Origin of the sequence: uncultured Roseovarius sp. (assembly GCF_947259555.1) — a bacterium.
In the GTDB taxonomy this organism is placed as follows: Bacteria; Pseudomonadota; Alphaproteobacteria; order Rhodobacterales; family Rhodobacteraceae; genus Roseovarius.
Genome location: NZ_CAMYMD010000040.1, coordinates 1 through 15,252 on the forward strand (window position 1 = coordinate 1; position 15,252 = coordinate 15,252).

General features: G+C 65.1%; 16 protein-coding genes and 1 pseudogene. 11 read left to right on the forward strand and 6 right to left on the reverse strand.

What is annotated here, in order from left to right:
• A pseudogene (locus tag Q0X85_RS07335) lies at positions 1–127 on the reverse strand (S-(hydroxymethyl)glutathione dehydrogenase); the annotation flags it as partial.
• Between the two features lie 275 nt (positions 128–402).
• On the opposite strand from Q0X85_RS07335, the gene Q0X85_RS07340 reads away from it, so the two are divergent.
• Positions 403–876, forward strand: coding sequence for a hypothetical protein (locus Q0X85_RS07340; protein WP_297770973.1), 474 nt, complete (start codon positions 403–405; stop codon positions 874–876).
• A gap of 6 nt (positions 877–882) precedes the next feature.
• On the opposite strand, the gene Q0X85_RS07345 is transcribed toward Q0X85_RS07340, so the two are convergent.
• The gene (locus tag Q0X85_RS07345; RefSeq protein ID WP_297770974.1) at positions 883–1,914 is read right to left on the reverse strand and encodes a quinoprotein relay system zinc metallohydrolase 2; all 1,032 of its coding nucleotides are present in this window, start codon (positions 1,912–1,914) and stop codon (positions 883–885) included.
• A 98-nt stretch (positions 1,915–2,012) separates the two neighbouring features.
• On the opposite strand from Q0X85_RS07345, the gene Q0X85_RS07350 reads away from it, so the two are divergent.
• Positions 2,013–2,825, forward strand: a complete 813-nt coding sequence (locus tag Q0X85_RS07350; protein WP_297770976.1) for a quinoprotein dehydrogenase-associated SoxYZ-like carrier — start codon at positions 2,013–2,015, stop codon at positions 2,823–2,825.
• A gap of 12 nt (positions 2,826–2,837) precedes the next feature.
• Here the strand turns inward: Q0X85_RS07350 and Q0X85_RS07355 are convergent, their stop codons facing one another.
• A complete protein-coding gene (locus tag Q0X85_RS07355; RefSeq protein WP_297770978.1) occupies positions 2,838–3,194 on the reverse strand; it encodes a hypothetical protein in 357 nt (118 codons plus the stop codon).
• Complete coding sequence (locus Q0X85_RS07360) at positions 3,191–3,919, reverse strand: hypothetical protein (RefSeq protein WP_297770980.1); 729 nt, start codon at positions 3,917–3,919, stop codon at positions 3,191–3,193. The genes Q0X85_RS07355 and Q0X85_RS07360 overlap by 4 nt, the downstream gene beginning before the upstream one ends.
• Positions 3,920–4,247: 328 nt before the next feature.
• Here Q0X85_RS07360 and pqqA point away from each other — a divergent pair, with 328 nt between their 5' ends.
• The 5 genes from pqqA to pqqE are packed head-to-tail and all read left to right on the forward strand — an operon-like array spanning position 4,248 to position 7,377.
• Entirely contained in the window at positions 4,248–4,343 is a 96-nt protein-coding gene (gene pqqA, locus Q0X85_RS07365; RefSeq protein ID WP_297770982.1) for a pyrroloquinoline quinone precursor peptide PqqA, read from the forward strand.
• Positions 4,344–4,374: 31 nt separating this feature from the next.
• The gene (gene pqqB, locus Q0X85_RS07370) at positions 4,375–5,268 is read left to right on the forward strand and encodes a pyrroloquinoline quinone biosynthesis protein PqqB (RefSeq protein WP_297770984.1); all 894 of its coding nucleotides are present in this window, start codon (positions 4,375–4,377) and stop codon (positions 5,266–5,268) included.
• On the forward strand, positions 5,265–6,014 hold the full coding sequence (gene pqqC, locus Q0X85_RS07375) for a pyrroloquinoline-quinone synthase PqqC (RefSeq protein ID WP_297770986.1): 750 nt from the start codon (positions 5,265–5,267) through the stop codon (positions 6,012–6,014). Before pqqB ends, pqqC begins: the two co-directional genes overlap by 4 nt.
• Positions 6,011–6,283 (forward strand): pyrroloquinoline quinone biosynthesis peptide chaperone PqqD, encoded by a 273-nt coding sequence (gene pqqD, locus Q0X85_RS07380; protein WP_297770988.1) that lies wholly within the window; start codon positions 6,011–6,013, stop codon positions 6,281–6,283. The genes pqqC and pqqD overlap by 4 nt, the downstream gene beginning before the upstream one ends.
• Positions 6,284–6,285: 2 nt before the next feature.
• On the forward strand, positions 6,286–7,377 hold the full coding sequence (gene pqqE / locus Q0X85_RS07385) for a pyrroloquinoline quinone biosynthesis protein PqqE (protein ID WP_297770990.1): 1,092 nt from the start codon (positions 6,286–6,288) through the stop codon (positions 7,375–7,377).
• Positions 7,378–7,473: 96 nt separating this feature from the next.
• Here pqqE and mscL read toward each other — a convergent pair whose 3' ends face one another.
• Positions 7,474–7,896 (reverse strand): large conductance mechanosensitive channel protein MscL, encoded by a 423-nt coding sequence (mscL, locus tag Q0X85_RS07390; protein WP_297770992.1) that lies wholly within the window; start codon positions 7,894–7,896, stop codon positions 7,474–7,476.
• A 166-nt stretch (positions 7,897–8,062) separates the two neighbouring features.
• Complete coding sequence (locus Q0X85_RS07395) at positions 8,063–8,644, reverse strand: DUF1285 domain-containing protein (RefSeq protein ID WP_297770994.1); 582 nt, start codon at positions 8,642–8,644, stop codon at positions 8,063–8,065.
• Between the two features lie 69 nt (positions 8,645–8,713).
• On the opposite strand from Q0X85_RS07395, the gene Q0X85_RS07400 reads away from it, so the two are divergent.
• The 4 genes from Q0X85_RS07400 to Q0X85_RS07415 all read left to right on the forward strand — a co-directional run.
• Positions 8,714–9,721, forward strand: a complete 1,008-nt coding sequence (locus Q0X85_RS07400) for a MoxR family ATPase (protein ID WP_297770995.1) — start codon at positions 8,714–8,716, stop codon at positions 9,719–9,721.
• 1 nt (position 9,722) lies between these two features.
• A complete protein-coding gene (locus Q0X85_RS07405) occupies positions 9,723–10,604 on the forward strand; it encodes a DUF58 domain-containing protein (RefSeq protein ID WP_297770997.1) in 882 nt (293 codons plus the stop codon).
• Positions 10,601–13,360, forward strand: a complete 2,760-nt coding sequence (locus Q0X85_RS07410) for a DUF4159 domain-containing protein (protein ID WP_297770999.1) — start codon at positions 10,601–10,603, stop codon at positions 13,358–13,360. Before Q0X85_RS07405 ends, Q0X85_RS07410 begins: the two co-directional genes overlap by 4 nt.
• Positions 13,357–15,252, forward strand: a 1,896-nt coding sequence (locus Q0X85_RS07415; protein ID WP_297771001.1) for a hypothetical protein, incomplete at its 3' end; no start/stop codon positions are given. The genes Q0X85_RS07410 and Q0X85_RS07415, both read left to right, overlap by 4 nt.

Sequence of the window (15,252 nt, forward strand, 5' to 3'; positions counted from 1 at the left end):
CCGTGTGACACAGCCCCGTCGCCTTGACCTCGACCAGAACCTCGCCCGCCTTCGGACCCTCAAGGTTCACATCCATGATCTCAAGCGGACGGCCCGCCTCAACTGCAACAGCAGCACGTGTTCGCATAAAGTCTGTCCTCCGTTTGTATCGTCACGATACAACTTTTTGGCGATTCTGGGGCATAAATCGCCCCCGAAACCCGCCTGTTTCTTCCTGTAACAATATGTGCCAAGATTGCTCCATAACTCAGTAAGACCTTAGTCGTAGAGGATGAGATGAGAGTAGCAATTTCCGCCTTAGCCCTTGTTTTTACATGCTTTAATCCGCTTCACGCAGCCGGATCAAATGATCCCGACTGGCCCTGCATTCAGCGCCGTGTCGATAGCCTCTCTGCGGCGGTGATGTGGCCGCATCCGCCTGTGAATCAGGCCGCAGCAAACGCGCTCTCGGACGAGGCGGACCGGTTGGCGGAGTTGCTGGCGCTGCGGCGAATCACACTGGAGGAGGCCGAATCAGCTGTCGACGCTGCGTCTTCCGAGTTGGACCAGGCGGAGTACACCGCGATTTTCACGGATGTGTTCGAGACCCTCAACCAGCGGCGCGGCGTCATCATGGCCGGCATCACGCGCTACGCGCGCAATCAGGCGAGGATGGCCGAGGAGATCGACTCGATTCGCTCCGAGATCAACCAGTTGTTGCAGGCGGATACCCCCGATTTCGACCGGATCGACGCGCTGGAAGAGGACCTCGACTGGCGCGAGCGCGTCTTTGATGACCGCCGCCGCTCGCTGACCTATGCGTGCGAGACGCCCGTGCTGCTGGAAAAGCGCCTCTATTCACTGGCACAGATCCTGTCGGCGCGGGTCACCGACTAGACGCCGCTATTCCCATTCCAGCTCAGTAAACGCCGCCGTCACGTTACGCTGGTGAAAGAGATCAAAGAGCGTCCAGCGGGCGGCTTCACTCTGCCCGACACTGTCGATGGCCTCGCCCAGTCGCAGACCGTCCGCCACTGCGGCGCGTGTCTCGTCGCGCAGCACCTCAAGGTAGCGGCGCAGATCAGCCACGCCGTCGGGCCAGTCCAGCACCGGCCCGCCATGCCCCGGAATGATCCGGGACGGCACCGGCGTGCCCAGCGCATCCAGAACGCGCAGCCAGCCCAGAACAGAGCCGTCCAGCGCGGGGCTATGCTCGTCAAAGACCAGATCACCGGTAAAGAGGGTCGCGGTCTGCCGATCAAACACCGTCACGTCACTCTCGCTATGCGCCGTTTCACGCGCCACCAGATCAAGGACACGTCCCCCCAGATCAATCTCTTGGTCCGTTTCCATGGCCTCCACCTCATCCGGCACCCGGCTCCCGATAAATCCCGGTCCGATCAGCCGTGCGAAATTGGCCTCATAGGTGTCGGCCCTTGCGGCCAGCGCCTGCGGCAGTTTGCGATGCCCGATCACACGCGCCCCCGCTTCCGCCAGCACGTCCGCGCCCATCACATGATCGGGGTGCATATGGGTCAGGATGACATGCGAGATCGGCTTGTCGGTGACAGCGCGCACCGCCAGGTACACGGCCTCGCCAATTGCACGGCTGCCGCCCGCGTCGATCACCGCCACGCTCTCGCCCCCGACGATGAATCCGATATTGGCAACATCGCCAAGGTTTTCCGGCGCTACATCCGCAACCAGCCCATGATGCACGTAGAGGCCGGGCGCTATTTCATCAAAGGTCAGAGCTGTTTGCGGCCGCGCAACGCAGTCGTAGCCATCCGCCACCAGATCTGCCCCCCAATCGGGCTCGATCATCTCGACGCGCGCCATCGCGTCGGCGCAGGTCTGCGCCGCCGTCGGCAAAAGCCTAGTCTCGCACAGGTCAGGCTGACCGACCATGCAAAGGCTCAGAACGATCTCGAACATCTCACGGCCCTCACGCGTCTGCTACCAAAGATTGATACCGGCTACGGCTATTCCGTGGTACTATCCTTTGGTGCCAGTACGCCGATCCGGAGGCCCCGATGACCAGACTTGCCCTGACCGCTCTTTGCCTCAGCCTTGCGCTTGGCACCTCTGCGCAGGCCGAAGCGCCCCGCAATCCGCTTCAGGAGGGCGAGACGTGGGATTATCTCCGCTCTGACATTCTGAATGACAACAAGGCGGTGACGCCCGGCTCGATCTTTTCGGTCGAGGCGCCGTATCGCGCCCATGATGCGGCGACGGTCCCGGTGGTAATCACACAGACCGATCAGAGCGCAGGACCGATTCGGACCCTCAAACTCGTGGTCGACGAAAACCCCGCCCCCCTCGCGGCGGAGATCGAATTTGGCCCCGCCATGGCGCCGCTCAATTTCGAGACACGGGTGCGGGTGAATTCGTATTCCAACCTGCGGGTCGTCGCCGAGACACAGAACGCCAGCTATATCGACGGCCGTTTCGTCAAGGCGTCAGGCGGATGCGCCGCGCCCGCCACCCGCGACCCCGAGGTGGCCTTGGCCCATATGGGAGAGATGCGCCTGCGCCATTTCGACAGCGCCCCGGTGCAGGCGGGGGTGCGCCGCGATGCCCAACTGATGATCCGCCACCCGAATTATTCTGGCCTGCAACGCGACCAGATCACCCAGCTTTTCGTGCCCGCCCATTTCATTCAGGATCTCACTGTCTGGCAGGGGGATGACGTGCTGTTCAGCCTGACCGGCGGCATCTCGATTTCCGAAGATCCGGTATTTCGCTTCAGCTACACCGACAACGGCGCCCCGGATCTGCGCATCCGCGCCGAAGATACAGATGGCAACGTGTTCGAGCAGGTTTTGCCCAAGGACAGCGCCTCCTGAGCACGCGCCCGCTCAGTTGAAGCAGACGATTTCCGCCTCGGCCTGCGCACGGCGCAGGTGGGCAACGATCCCCTCGCTCACCGGTCCCGCCTTGAACATGGACATCCGCTCGCCGCTGCCCTGCCGCAATGCCAGAACGGTTTCGGCTGCAACATAGTCCTCGTAAGGCAGGATCGCCGCGATCTCGTCGATGGAGCATGAACACCGCCGCAGCATGTCGCGCGTGTTGCCGTTGACCGCCATGCAGCCAAACACGTAATCGGCCCGCGCCTCGGTCGGATAATCGTTGAGTTGCTCGCTGAGGCTCTGTGCACCCACCGCATGGGGCAGACCAACGCAGAGCAGCAGCGCGAGTGTCCGACGCATCATTTCACAGGCTCCTTCAATCGCAATGTGGATTGGAAAAACCGCGACGCACCCGCGCGCTCGGGCGTCTCGGCGCGCATCATATGATACCAGCCGGGCACCGACGAGGACAGATCGAACACCACCCGCAACTCTGCAAATGGCCCAAGCCGGGCGGCATGCTCATCGCCGACGAACGGCGCCAGAACCACCGCCTGCGCCGGATGACTGACCCCGGCCCAAGTGATCTCCGTGTCGCGAATCGTCTCTGGTTCCAGCAGCGATTCCTTGAGCCGGTTGCGAATGTAGAAGGTGCTGCCGCCGGTCGCATCCGCCAGATCGCGCACCAGCCGCTCCAGAAAGAACATCGCCATCGGATTGCCGACGCTCGCATCAAAGCCCGCGACGGGCTGTTCGCCCTCGTCAAGCAGCCGCATGAGGCGCACCTTGCCACCCTCTTCCAACGTGAGCGCATAGGTTTCGTTCGCGCTCGCCTCGGGCGCTGCCGCCTCGTTCTCGGTCCGGCTCGCATAATGCAGCGCATCGCCCGGTGCGAAATCGCTTAGCGTGCCGCCGCGAAAGATCAGATCGTACCCCTTGTGCGCCTCGCCCGACATCGCCGGGCCCGAGACCAGGCACAGACCGACCAAAATCGCCGCAAAACGCGCCATCATGCCCGTGTCCTCGCCCCGCCAAGGGGCTGACACGACCAACGCGAGATGCGCCATCGCGGATGTATTGCCGCCCATTTGCTCAACTCCGGTATCGCCTCGGCCATGCAGCCGCGTGCGCTTCGGTCGGTGTACTGAAAGGCGCGTTCCTCACAAATCTCGGGTTGGTGCGCCAGACAGGCCACGAACAACAATTCGATCATGTCCATTCTCCTGCATCAGGGCGACCCCGGTCACCGCATGCACATCATGGATGCAGTCTCACTCAGGTGCCGACCGGGACACAACCCCTTCCGCCCGGCCTTACACTAAAGTCGTAGAGATCTACGACCATGGCAAAGTTGACATGTGAGCATTCGAAATATCTACTCTAGGCATCTGCACATCTCTATGAGGAGGATAGACTATGGCATGGACCAAACCGATTCTGCGCGAACTGAACTGCGGAATGGAAATCAATATGTATGGCCCCGCTGAAGAAGGCGACGGCGTACTGTTCTAAAATACCTTTCCGGCCGTAGCGAGGTAATCAGGTGTTCAAGGCTCTGATACTGGGCGCTGCGGCCGGAGGTGGCTTGCCGCAGTGGAACTGTGGCTGTGAGAATTGCAATCTCGCCCGAACCGGCCAGATCCCATCATCGACGCAATCCTCACTCGCCGTCACAATGGACGGGACGTCGTGGGTGATACTCAACGCATCCCCGGACATTCGCACGCAAATTTCCGCCAATCCCGGTCTTCATCCGCGCAGCCTGCGCGATACCCCGATCGCGGGCGTGCTTTTGACAAATGGGGACATAGACCATGTCGCGGGCCTCCTGAGCTTGCGTGAGGGTCAGCCTTTTTCGCTCTATGCGACAGGTGAAATTCACGAGGTTCTGGCGGCCAACCCCTTGATGCAGGCCGTAAATCCCGAGCATGTCCCGCGCGTGCCCATCGCGCTCGATGAGCCCGTGACCCTGCTCCCGGACCTCACCGCGACGCTCTTTTCCGTGCCCGGCAAGGTGCCACTCTATATGGAGGGTGAGACCGTGCAGACAGATCTCGAAGGTGAACAAACCACCGGCGTGCATTTGCAGGCCGGCGGGCGTGACATCTATTACATCCCCGGCTGCGCCGCAGTCACGGATCGGCTGGCGCGCCGCCTGCGCGGGGCCGATATGGTGTTTTTCGATGGCACGCTCTGGCGCGATGACGAGATGCTGGCGATGGGGCTCAGCCACAAGACCGGTCGGCGCATGGGCCATATCTCGATGAGCGGGCGAGACGGCTCGATTTCCGCCCTGCAAGATCTCGGAATCGGCCGCAAAATCTATATCCACATGAACAACTCGAACCCCGTCCTGCGTCCCGCCTCACCCGAGCGCGCCGAGGCCGAATCGGCCGGTTGGACCATCGGACAGGACGGAATGGAGATCACAGTATGACCGCATCCCGCGACGCATTTGAAGCCCGCCTGCGCCAGATCGGCGCGGATCGGTATCATGACCGCCACCCGTTTCATCATCTGCTGCATGGCGGGCAATGCACCCCGGATCAGGTCCGCGCCTGGGTCATCAACCGCTACTATTACCAATCCCGCATCCCGATGAAGGATGCCGCCTTTCTCAGCCGCGTCGAGGATGCCGACCTGCGCCGCATCTGGCGGTCGCGAATCGAGGACCACGACGGCACCGCCGACAACGAAGGCGGGATTCGCCGCTGGCTCCGTCTTGCCCAGGCGGTGGGGCTCGATCCTGATTACGTGGCCTCCGCCCAAGGCGTGCTGCCTGCCACCCGCTTTGCCGTGGATGCCTATGTGGCCTTTGTGCGGGACAAGCCTCTGCTCGAGGCGGTCGCCGCCTCGCTCACCGAGCTTTTTGCGCCCAAGATCCACGCCGAGCGCATCGAGGGGCTCTTGGCCAATTACGCCTTTGCCGATGACAGCAGCCTCGCCTATTTCCGCAACCGCCTGAAAGAGGCCCCCAAAGACGTGGCCTTCGGTCTCAAATGGGTGCTCGATCATGCCGACACGGCGGAAAAACAGGATGCCGCCGCCGCCGCGCTGGTCTTCAAGACCGATGTGCTCTGGTCCCAGCTGGACGCGCTCTATTCTGCCTATGTGGACCCCGCCCGCATCCCACCCGGCGCATGGCAACCCGGCGAGGGGATGCTGGCCAAGGGCGCGGCATGACACCAGAAGAGATCCCTCACTTGCCCCGTGGCGTGCGCCTGCATTATGACCGCGTGCGAGAGGATTGGGTGCTTCTGGCGCCGGAACGCGCCGTTCGGCTTGATCCTGTCGGTCACGCGATTCTCAGCCGTGTGGATGGCGCATCGAGCCTCGGCCAAATCGCAGGCGATCTGGCGGATACATTCAACGCACCGCTGGAGGATGTGACACGCGATAGCGCCGAATTTCTCGACGGCCTCGCCGAGCGCCGCTTTCTGGAGGTGAGTTGACCATGGCCAATCCCCCCATCGCCATGCTGGCCGAACTGACCCACCGCTGCCCGCTATCGTGCCCCTATTGCTCGAACCCGATCGAGCTGACCGCGCGAGAGACCGAGTTGCGCACCGAAGATTGGGTCTCTGTCTTTCAACAAGCCGCCGATCTCGGCGTGCTGCAACTCCACCTGTCGGGGGGCGAGCCCGCCTCGCGCCGCGATCTCGAAGAGCTGGTGACCGCCGCACGTGACGCCGGGCTCTATACCAATCTCATCACCTCCGGCATCGGCCTGACCGAAAAACGCCTGGCCGCGCTCGACGCCGCCGGTCTCGACCATATCCAGCTTTCCCTGCAAGGCACCGACGCCGAGATGGCCGACCGGATCGGCGGCTACAAGGGCGGATATGACCGCAAGATGCAGGTGTCCAAATGGATCGCCGCCATCGGCTTTCCGCTCACCCTCAATTTCGTCATGCATCGCGGCAACATGCACCAACTGCCCCGCGCGATTGAGCTGGCGCAGGAGATGGGCGCGCGCCGGATCGAGGTGGCGACCGTGCAATTCCACGGCTGGGCCATGCTCAACCGTGGCGCGCTCATGCCAGACCGCGCACAGGCCCGCGAGGCGAGCCGCATCGTCGCCGAGGCGCGCGCGGCCCTCAAGGGGCGGCTGGTGATCGACTATGTGCCCGCCGACTATCACGCCGATTATCCCAAGACCTGCATGGGCGGCTGGGCCTCGACCGGCCTCAATGTGGCCCCCGACGGTCTGGTCCTGCCCTGCCATGCCGCGCAGACCATCAAGACGCTCAGTTTCGACAATGTCCGAGACCGGCCTCTGGCCGAGATTTGGCACGACGGCGCCGCGTTCAACGCCTTTCGCGGCACCGACTGGATGCAAGAGCCCTGTCGCTCTTGCGAGCGCAAGACGATTGATTTCGGCGGCTGCCGCTGTCAGGCCATGGCCATCGCAGGCGATCCGGCGGCGACCGATCCAGTCTGCATCAAGTCCCCCCATCACGACAGGATGCGCGCCTTGGCAGAGGATTTCTCTGGCCAGTCCGAGGCAGAGCTGACATGGCGCGTGATGGAAAAGTCGTCCAGCTAAAGCAATTTCAGAAAAAGTTGATAGACTTTTTCGGTTCGAAATTGCGCAAAAACAATGAACGACAGCGTTTCCAAGAGCACGCGCCAATGTAGCATGTCACTTCTTGAGCGCGTCGCGAATTTCCATCAGGATGTCGAGCTCTGATGGGCCGGGATCGGCTTCGGCAACTTCGGGTTCAGGCTCTTGAGCCGCGTCCTTGGCCCGGTTCACCGCCTTCACAAGCAGGAACACCACCCATGCGATGATCAAAAAGTTGATCACGGCCATGATGAAACGACCATAGGCAAACACGGCCGCACCGGCCTCTTCGGCAGCGGCGATCGAGGTAAATTCGCCCGAGCCGAGCAGGACATAGAGACCTGAAAAGTCGATTCCGCCCATAAACAGGCTGATGATCGGGTTAACAAGGTCAGCCACGAGCGAGCCGACAATCGCGGTAAACGCCGCGCCGATGATGATACCCACAGCCATGTCCATGACATTGCCCTTGGCGATGAAATCCTTGAATTCCTGCAACATGATCGTTCCTCTCTCACTGATAACGGGCGGACCGTCCGCCACTGGAACGATCTACCATGAAATCGAGAAGACCGATTACCGAATGTCCCGTACCAAGGGGGAAAATGCGCGGCACACTCCCCGGTCAAAGAGCCGACACCAGCCTCGCCGGCCTGCGGCGCAAAGCTCAGGGCAATTCGTCTTCCGGAATGATCCCGAAAAATTCCCCGCCCGACCACAGGCCAAACCAGCCATCCCGACGGGCGCCGATCTCCACCAGCCGGTAAAAGCTCTTGCGGTCAATCAGCGCCTCAAGATTGGCCCGCACCAGCACATAAGGCGACGGCTCGCCCGTCTCGGGGTCGCGGGTTACGCGAATCGGATGTTCGGGACCGGCGGTCACATGGTCGCCGACATTGGTCTCGAACCGCAGGGATTGGCCCTTTCCGGCCTCGTGTGCCTCAAAATCCACTGCGACAAAGGGCGCGTCGTCGACCGTGATTCCGACCTTTTCAACCGGTGTGACCAAAAAATAATCATCCCCGTCACGCCGCAGGATCGTCGAGAACAGCCGCACCAATTCAGGCCGCCCGATCGGCGTACCCAGATAGAACCACGTGCCATCACGGGCAATGCGCATGTCCAGGTCGCCACAAAATGGCGGATTCCACTCATGCACGGGCGGCAATGCCCGCCCCTGTTGTCGAACGGCACGGGCAGAGGCGGCGATACCTTCGGCTGACGGTGTTGTGAGAGATTCTGTGCTCATTGCTTTTGCCATTTCTGTCTTGCGCGATACACTCTAGACCTAGGATATAGGTCTCACAGGAGTTTTGCCATGACCGATGACCCCGATCTTCTCGCCGGTCTCGAAGCGCTGGAAGGCAAATTGGCGCAGGCCCGCGCCTCGATCACGCGGCGCTTCATCGGGCAGGAGCGGGTCGTCGACCTGTCGCTTTCTGCGCTTCTGTGCGGCGGGCACGGCTTGCTCATCGGCTTGCCCGGTCTGGGCAAGACCCGGCTGGTCGAGACATTGGGCACGGTGATGGGCCTCAATACCAACCGCGTGCAGTTCACGCCCGATCTCATGCCCGCCGACATTCTCGGCAGCGAGGTGCTGGAGACCTCTGAGGATGGCAAGCGCGCGTTCAAGTTCATCGAGGGCCCGATCTTTTGCCAGCTTCTGATGGCCGACGAGATCAACCGCGCCAGCCCGCGCACCCAATCGGCGCTGTTGCAGGCGATGCAGGAGCGGCAGGTCACGGTCGCGGGCCAGAACCGCGCCCTCGCCCCGCCCTTCCACGTGCTCGCCACCCAGAACCCGATCGAGCAAGAGGGCACATATCCCCTGCCCGAGGCGCAGCTTGACCGTTTTCTCGTGCAGATCGAGGTGCCCTATCCGGACCGCGACACCGAGCGCGCGATCCTGCTGGCCACCACCGGGGCCGAGGAAGAAAAGGCGCATGGCGTCTTTACCCCCAAAGAATTGATCGAGGCGCAACAGATGCTGCGCCGCATGCCGGTGGGCGAAAAGGTGATGGAGGTCATTCTCGATCTCGTGCGCGCCTGTCGCCCCGAGGATGCGAGCGCCGATGACCGGGTGCGCGAGAGCGTCGCCTGGGGCCCTGGCCCGCGCGCCGCCCAGGCGCTGATGCTCACGGTGCGGGCACGCGCGATGTTGCAGGGGCGTCTCGCCCCCGACGCCAGCGACGTGGCGGCGATGGCACAGCCGGTTCTGGGGCATCGCATGGCGCTCAATTTTGCCGCGCGGGCGCGGGGCGACAGCCTGAACGCATTGATCGCGCGCATGGTCGAGGACGTGACACAGGTTCAGGCCGCCGCCTGACATGGAAGAGACCGTCCATACCCTGCGCCCCCGCGCCGAGGCCGAGGCCGCGCGCCTGCCACCGCTTCTGGCGCGGGCCGAGCATCTGGCGGGCACCGTCCTTCTGGGCGAGCATGGCCGCAGGCGGGCGGGGCAAGGTGACGATTTCTGGCAATACCGCCCGGTGCAGCAGGGCGACAGCCGCCGGATGATCGACTGGCGCCGCTCGGCCCGGTCGGACGCGCAATTCGTGCGGCAACGCGAATGGCAGATCGCCCAAAGCGTGATGCTCTGGGTCGATCCCGCCGCCTCGATGCGGTTTTCCTCGGACAAGGGCCTGCCCGACAAGGCAGATCGCGCGCGCCTTCTGGCGCTGGCAATCTCGGTGCTGCTGCTGCGCGGCGGCGAACGAGTGGGAATGACCGGCACCGCCCTGCCCCCCCGACGCGGGCAGGCACAGCTGGCCCGACTGACACAGGCGCTCACGCTCGACAGCGACGACGACTACGCAAGCCCCGACATGGCGGGGCTCGTGCCGCATGGCCGGGCGCTCCTGATCTCGGATTTCATGGGCGACCTGACAGGTCTGCGCGCGGCGCTGACCAAGGCGGCGGATCGCGGCGTGCGCGGCGTCGTCTATCAGGTGCTCGACCCGGCGGAAGAGGCGTTTCCCTATCGCGGCCGCACCATATTTGAGAGCATGGGCGGCACGCTGGCGCATGAGACGCTGAAGGCGGGGGACCTGCGCGACCGCTATCTTGAACGACTGGCGGAGCGTAAGGCCGAGCTGGCCACGCTTTGCGCCGCCACCGGCTGGCGGCACGGTCTGCACCACACCGGCGAGTCGGCGCAATCGGCGCTCCTGTGGCTCTATCGCGCGATCGACAAGGGGGCGAGCGCATGATGCTTGGACCTATCGGTTTCGCAGCACCATGGTTGTTGCTGGCGCTCGCCGCGCTGCCCATCCTGTGGATTATCCTGCGCGCCGTGCCGCCTGCGCCCATTCGGCGGCGGTTCCCCGGCGTGGCGCTGCTTCTGGGGCTGACCGATGACGATACGGTGACGGATCGCACGCCGTGGTGGCTGTTGCTCCTTCGGATGCTGGCCGTCGCGGCGGTGATCGTGGGGCTGGCGGGCCCGGTGCTCAACCCGCGCGCGGACGGCGAGGCGGCAAGCCGCCTGCCGCTGCTGATCGTGACCGATGCAAGCTGGGCCAATGCGCGGGACTGGAACGCGCAGGTGGCGGTGATGGACGGCCTCCTGGCCGAGGCCGGCCGCGCCGGGCGCGCCGCCGCGATCATGGAGTTGAGCGACCCCGAAGCACCAGTCTTTCGCGCCGCCGAGACCTGGCGCAGCGGCTTGCCGGGGCTGACTCCCGCGCCCTGGGCCCCCACGCCCGAGACGCTGGAGGCGGCAGCAGAGATGCTCGGCGAGGACGGGTTCGAGACGCGCTGGTTCTCGGACGGGCTGGCGCATGACGGGCGCGACGCGCTGCTCGAGGCACTCGAGGCGCGTGGCCCGGTCACGGTGCATGAAAGCGCGCGCTCGGTGATGGCCCTGCGCCCCGCGCAACTGTCCGACGGGCTGGTCGACCTGACCGCACTGCGCGCCGCACCCGGCGGCACGCGCGAGATCACCGTCAATGCTCATGGCCTCGACCCCGCAGGCATCCCGCGCGTGCTGGCGAGCCTGCCGATGACGTTCGAGGACGAGGCGACCGAGGCCACCGGCGCGCTCTCGCTGCCACCCGAGCTGCGCGCCCGCGTCACCCGGTTCGAGATCGCCGGAGAGACGCAGGCCGGGGCCGTGACCCTCACCGATGACGGGCTGAAACGGCGCGAGGTGGCGCTGATTGCCGGGCGCGAGGATCGCGAGGGGTTAGAGCTTTTGTCGCCGCTGCATTACCTCGAACAAGCACTGGCGCCGACCGCCGACCTGCTGGACGGTGCGCTGATGGATGTCCTGCCCGCCAACCCCGATGTGATCGTGCTGGCCGATGTGGCGACGCTGTCGGGGGCCGAGCAGGCGGCCTTGCTCGAATGGGCCGAAAAGGGCGGGCTGCTCCTGCGCTTTGCCGGGCCGCGCGTCGCCGCAAGCGACGTGTCGCGCAGCGAAGAGGCCCCGCTGATGCCGGTGCGCCTGCGCGCAGGCGGGCGCACGGTGGGCGGTGCGATGAGCTGGGGAGAGCCCAAATCGCTCGCCCCCTTCCCCGATGGCAGCCCGTTTCAGGGGCTCGATATCCCCGGCGATGTGACGGTCAGCGCGCAGGTCATGGCGCAGCCCGACCCGACGCTGGCCGACCGGGTGATCGCGCAGCTGACCGACGGCACACCGCTGGTCACGCGCAAGCGCATCGGCGCCGGGCAGGTCGTGCTCTTTCACGTCACCGCCAATGCCGAATGGTCCTCCCTGCCGCTCTCGGGCCTCTTCGTGCAGATGCTGGAGCGGCTGGCGGTCTCCTCGGCCATGGCCCCGCCGGACATGGCGGAACTGGAGGGCACCACATGGCAGCCGGTCGAGGTGCTGGACGGGTTCGGGCGGTTGGGTGATGCAGGCACGCGGCCCGGCGTGGCGGGCGAGGATGTACTTGAGGCATCGCTTGGCCCGGATCTCCTGCCGGGGCTCTACGATGGCCCGGAACGGCGAATGGCACGCAACGTGATGACGCAGGAGGCGACCCTCACCCCGATGACATGGCCCGCGCGCGTCCCCGTCGAGGGGCTGGCCCGCGCGCCCGAGATGCCGCTTGGCGGCTGGCTGCTGGCTGCGGCGCTGGTGCTGCTGACGGCCGATATCCTCGCCTCGCTGGCGCTGTCGGGGCGGCTCTGGCCCGCACGGGCAGCGGCGATGCTTCTGGTCACGCTCAGCCTCGGTGCACCGCAACAGGCGCAGACGCAGACAAACGATGCCCGCGCGATTCAAGCGACGTCCGAGGTGGTGCTGGCCCATGTGATCACCGGCAATTCTGACGTGGACGACGCCGCGCGCGCCGGGCTGCGGGGTCTGGGGCGGATGCTCACCTTCCGCACCTCGATCGAGCCTGATCCCCCGATCAGCGTCAATCTCGAAACCGATGAGCTGGCGTTCTACCCGATCCTCTACTGGCCAATCACCCCCGATCAGCCCACCCCGTCGGCCGAGGCCTATGTGAAGCTTAACGATTACCTGCGCAGCGGCGGCATGATCGTCTTCGACACCCGCGACGCCGATGTGGCAGGCTTTGGCGCGTCTTCCCCCAATGGCGCAAGGCTGCAACGTCTGGCCGCCCCGCTGGATATTCCGCCGCTGGAGCCGGTGCCGGAGGATCACGTGCTGACCCGCACCTTCTACCTGCTGACCGATTTCCCCGGTCGTCATGCCGGGCGGGCGGTCTGGGTCGAGGCCGCCCCCCCCGATGCCGAACGCATCGAGGGCATGCCGTTTCGCAATCTCAATGACGGGGTGACGCCGGTGGTGATCGGCGGCAATGACTGGGCCTCGGCCTGGGCGGTGAACGAGCGTGGCGATCCGCTGTTTCCGGTCGGGCGCGGCTATGCCGGAGAGCGGCAGCGCGAACTCAGCTACCGCTTCGGCGTCAACCTTGTGATGCATGTGCTGACCGGCAATTACAAATCCGATCAGGTCCATGTGCCCGCGCTTCTCGACAGGTTGGGCCAATGACGGGCAGCGTGATTTTTGATCCACTCCTGCCGATCTGGCTGATTGCCGCGCTTGCGCTGCTGGTGGCGGCAGGGCTGTCCCTCGCACTCTTGCGGGGTCTGTCGGGCTGGGCGTTCCGCGCACTGGCCGGGCTGGTCGTGCTCGGCGCGCTGCTTGGCCCCGCCTATCAGCAAGAGGATCGCGCACCGCTCAGCGATATCGTGCTGCTGGTCGAGGATAAAAGCGCCAGTCAGGGGCTTGGCGAGCGCGAGACGATGACGCAATCGACCGCCGATGCGCTCGCCGCCCGGCTCGAGGCGCGCGACAATACCGAGGTGCGGCGCGTGCCGGTGCCCGACGCGCCCGAGAACGGCGGCACGCTGGCGATGACAGCCCTCGCACAGGCCATGGCCGAAGAGCCGCGCGGCCGCATCGCCGGGGTGATCATGCTCTCGGACGGGCGCATTCACGACGCCGACCGCGCGCCGGACATGCCCGCGCCGCTGCATCTTCTGCATAGCGGGCGCGAGGGCGACTGGGACCGGCGCCTGCGCGTCGACAACGCCCCCGCCTTTGCCATTCTGGATGAGGAAGTGCAGCTCACCCTGACCATCGAGGATGACGGCGCGGCCCCCGACGGCGTGGACGAAGTGCCGCTCGACATTTCCATCGACGGGGATGAACCGCGCCGCTTTTCGGTGCCGCTGGGCGAGGAGATGACCCTGCCCCTCACCCTGCCGCATGGCGGGCGCAACGTGCTGCAATTCTCCACGCCGATGGCGACGGGCGAACTCACCGACCGCAACAATACCGCGCTGGTGCAGATCAACGGCGTGCGCGACCGGCTGAGCGTGCTGCTGGTCTCGGGTCAGCCGCATCCCGGCACGCGCACATGGCGCAACCTGCTGAAATCCGACAGCTCGGTCGATCTGGTGCATTTCACGATCCTGCGCCCGCCCGAGAAGCAGGACGGCGTGCCGGTGCGGGAGCTGTCGCTCATCGCCTTTCCGACGCGCGAGTTGTTTCTGGAAAAGGTCGATGATTTCGACCTGATCATCTTTGACCGCTATCGCCGTCGCGGTATCCTGCCCTCGATCTACCTCGAAAACATCCGGCAATATGTCGAAAAGGGCGGCGCGGTGCTGCTCGCGGCCGGCCCGGATTTTGCCGGGGCCGAGAGCATCTATCGCGGCCCCTTCGAAGAGCTGGTGCCCGCCCGCCCCACCGCGCGGGTGGTCGAAGAAGGCTATCGCCCCGACGTCACCGACCTGGGCGAGCGTCACCCGGTGACCGCCGGTCTGAAGCGCGCCTTTGGCGCCGAATGGGGCCGGTGGATGCGCCAGATCGAGGTGGCGCCGACGGGCGGCGACGTGGTCATGTCCGGCGCGGGCGACCGTCCGCTCCTGATGCTCGACCGCGTCGGCGAGGGGCGCGTGGCGCTCCTGGCGTCGGATCACGCCTGGCTTTGGGGGCGCGGGTTCGAGGGCGGCGGGCCGCAACTCGAATTGCTGCGCCGTCTGGCGCATTGGATGATGAAGGAACCGGAACTGGAGGAAGAGGCGCTCTCGGCCGAAGCGACAGGACAACAGATGCGCGTCATCCGCCGGTCGCTCTCGGATGAGGTCGGGCCGGTCACGATCACCACGCCCTCGGGCGAGGTGGTCGAGCGCGAACTCGAAGAGGTCTCACCGGGGCGGTTCGAGACGCTCTATGACGGCCCCGAGATCGGGCTCTACCGGCTGGAGAACGGCGAGGAGAGCGCCGTCATCGGCCTTGGCCCCGCGGCCCCGGTCGAGTTCGAGCGCACGATTGCCAGCGACGCCGCCCTGCGCCCGACGATCGACGCCACCAATGGCGGCGTGCGGGCGATGGCCGACGGGGTGCCGCGCATCCGCGAGGTGCGCGAAGGCCGC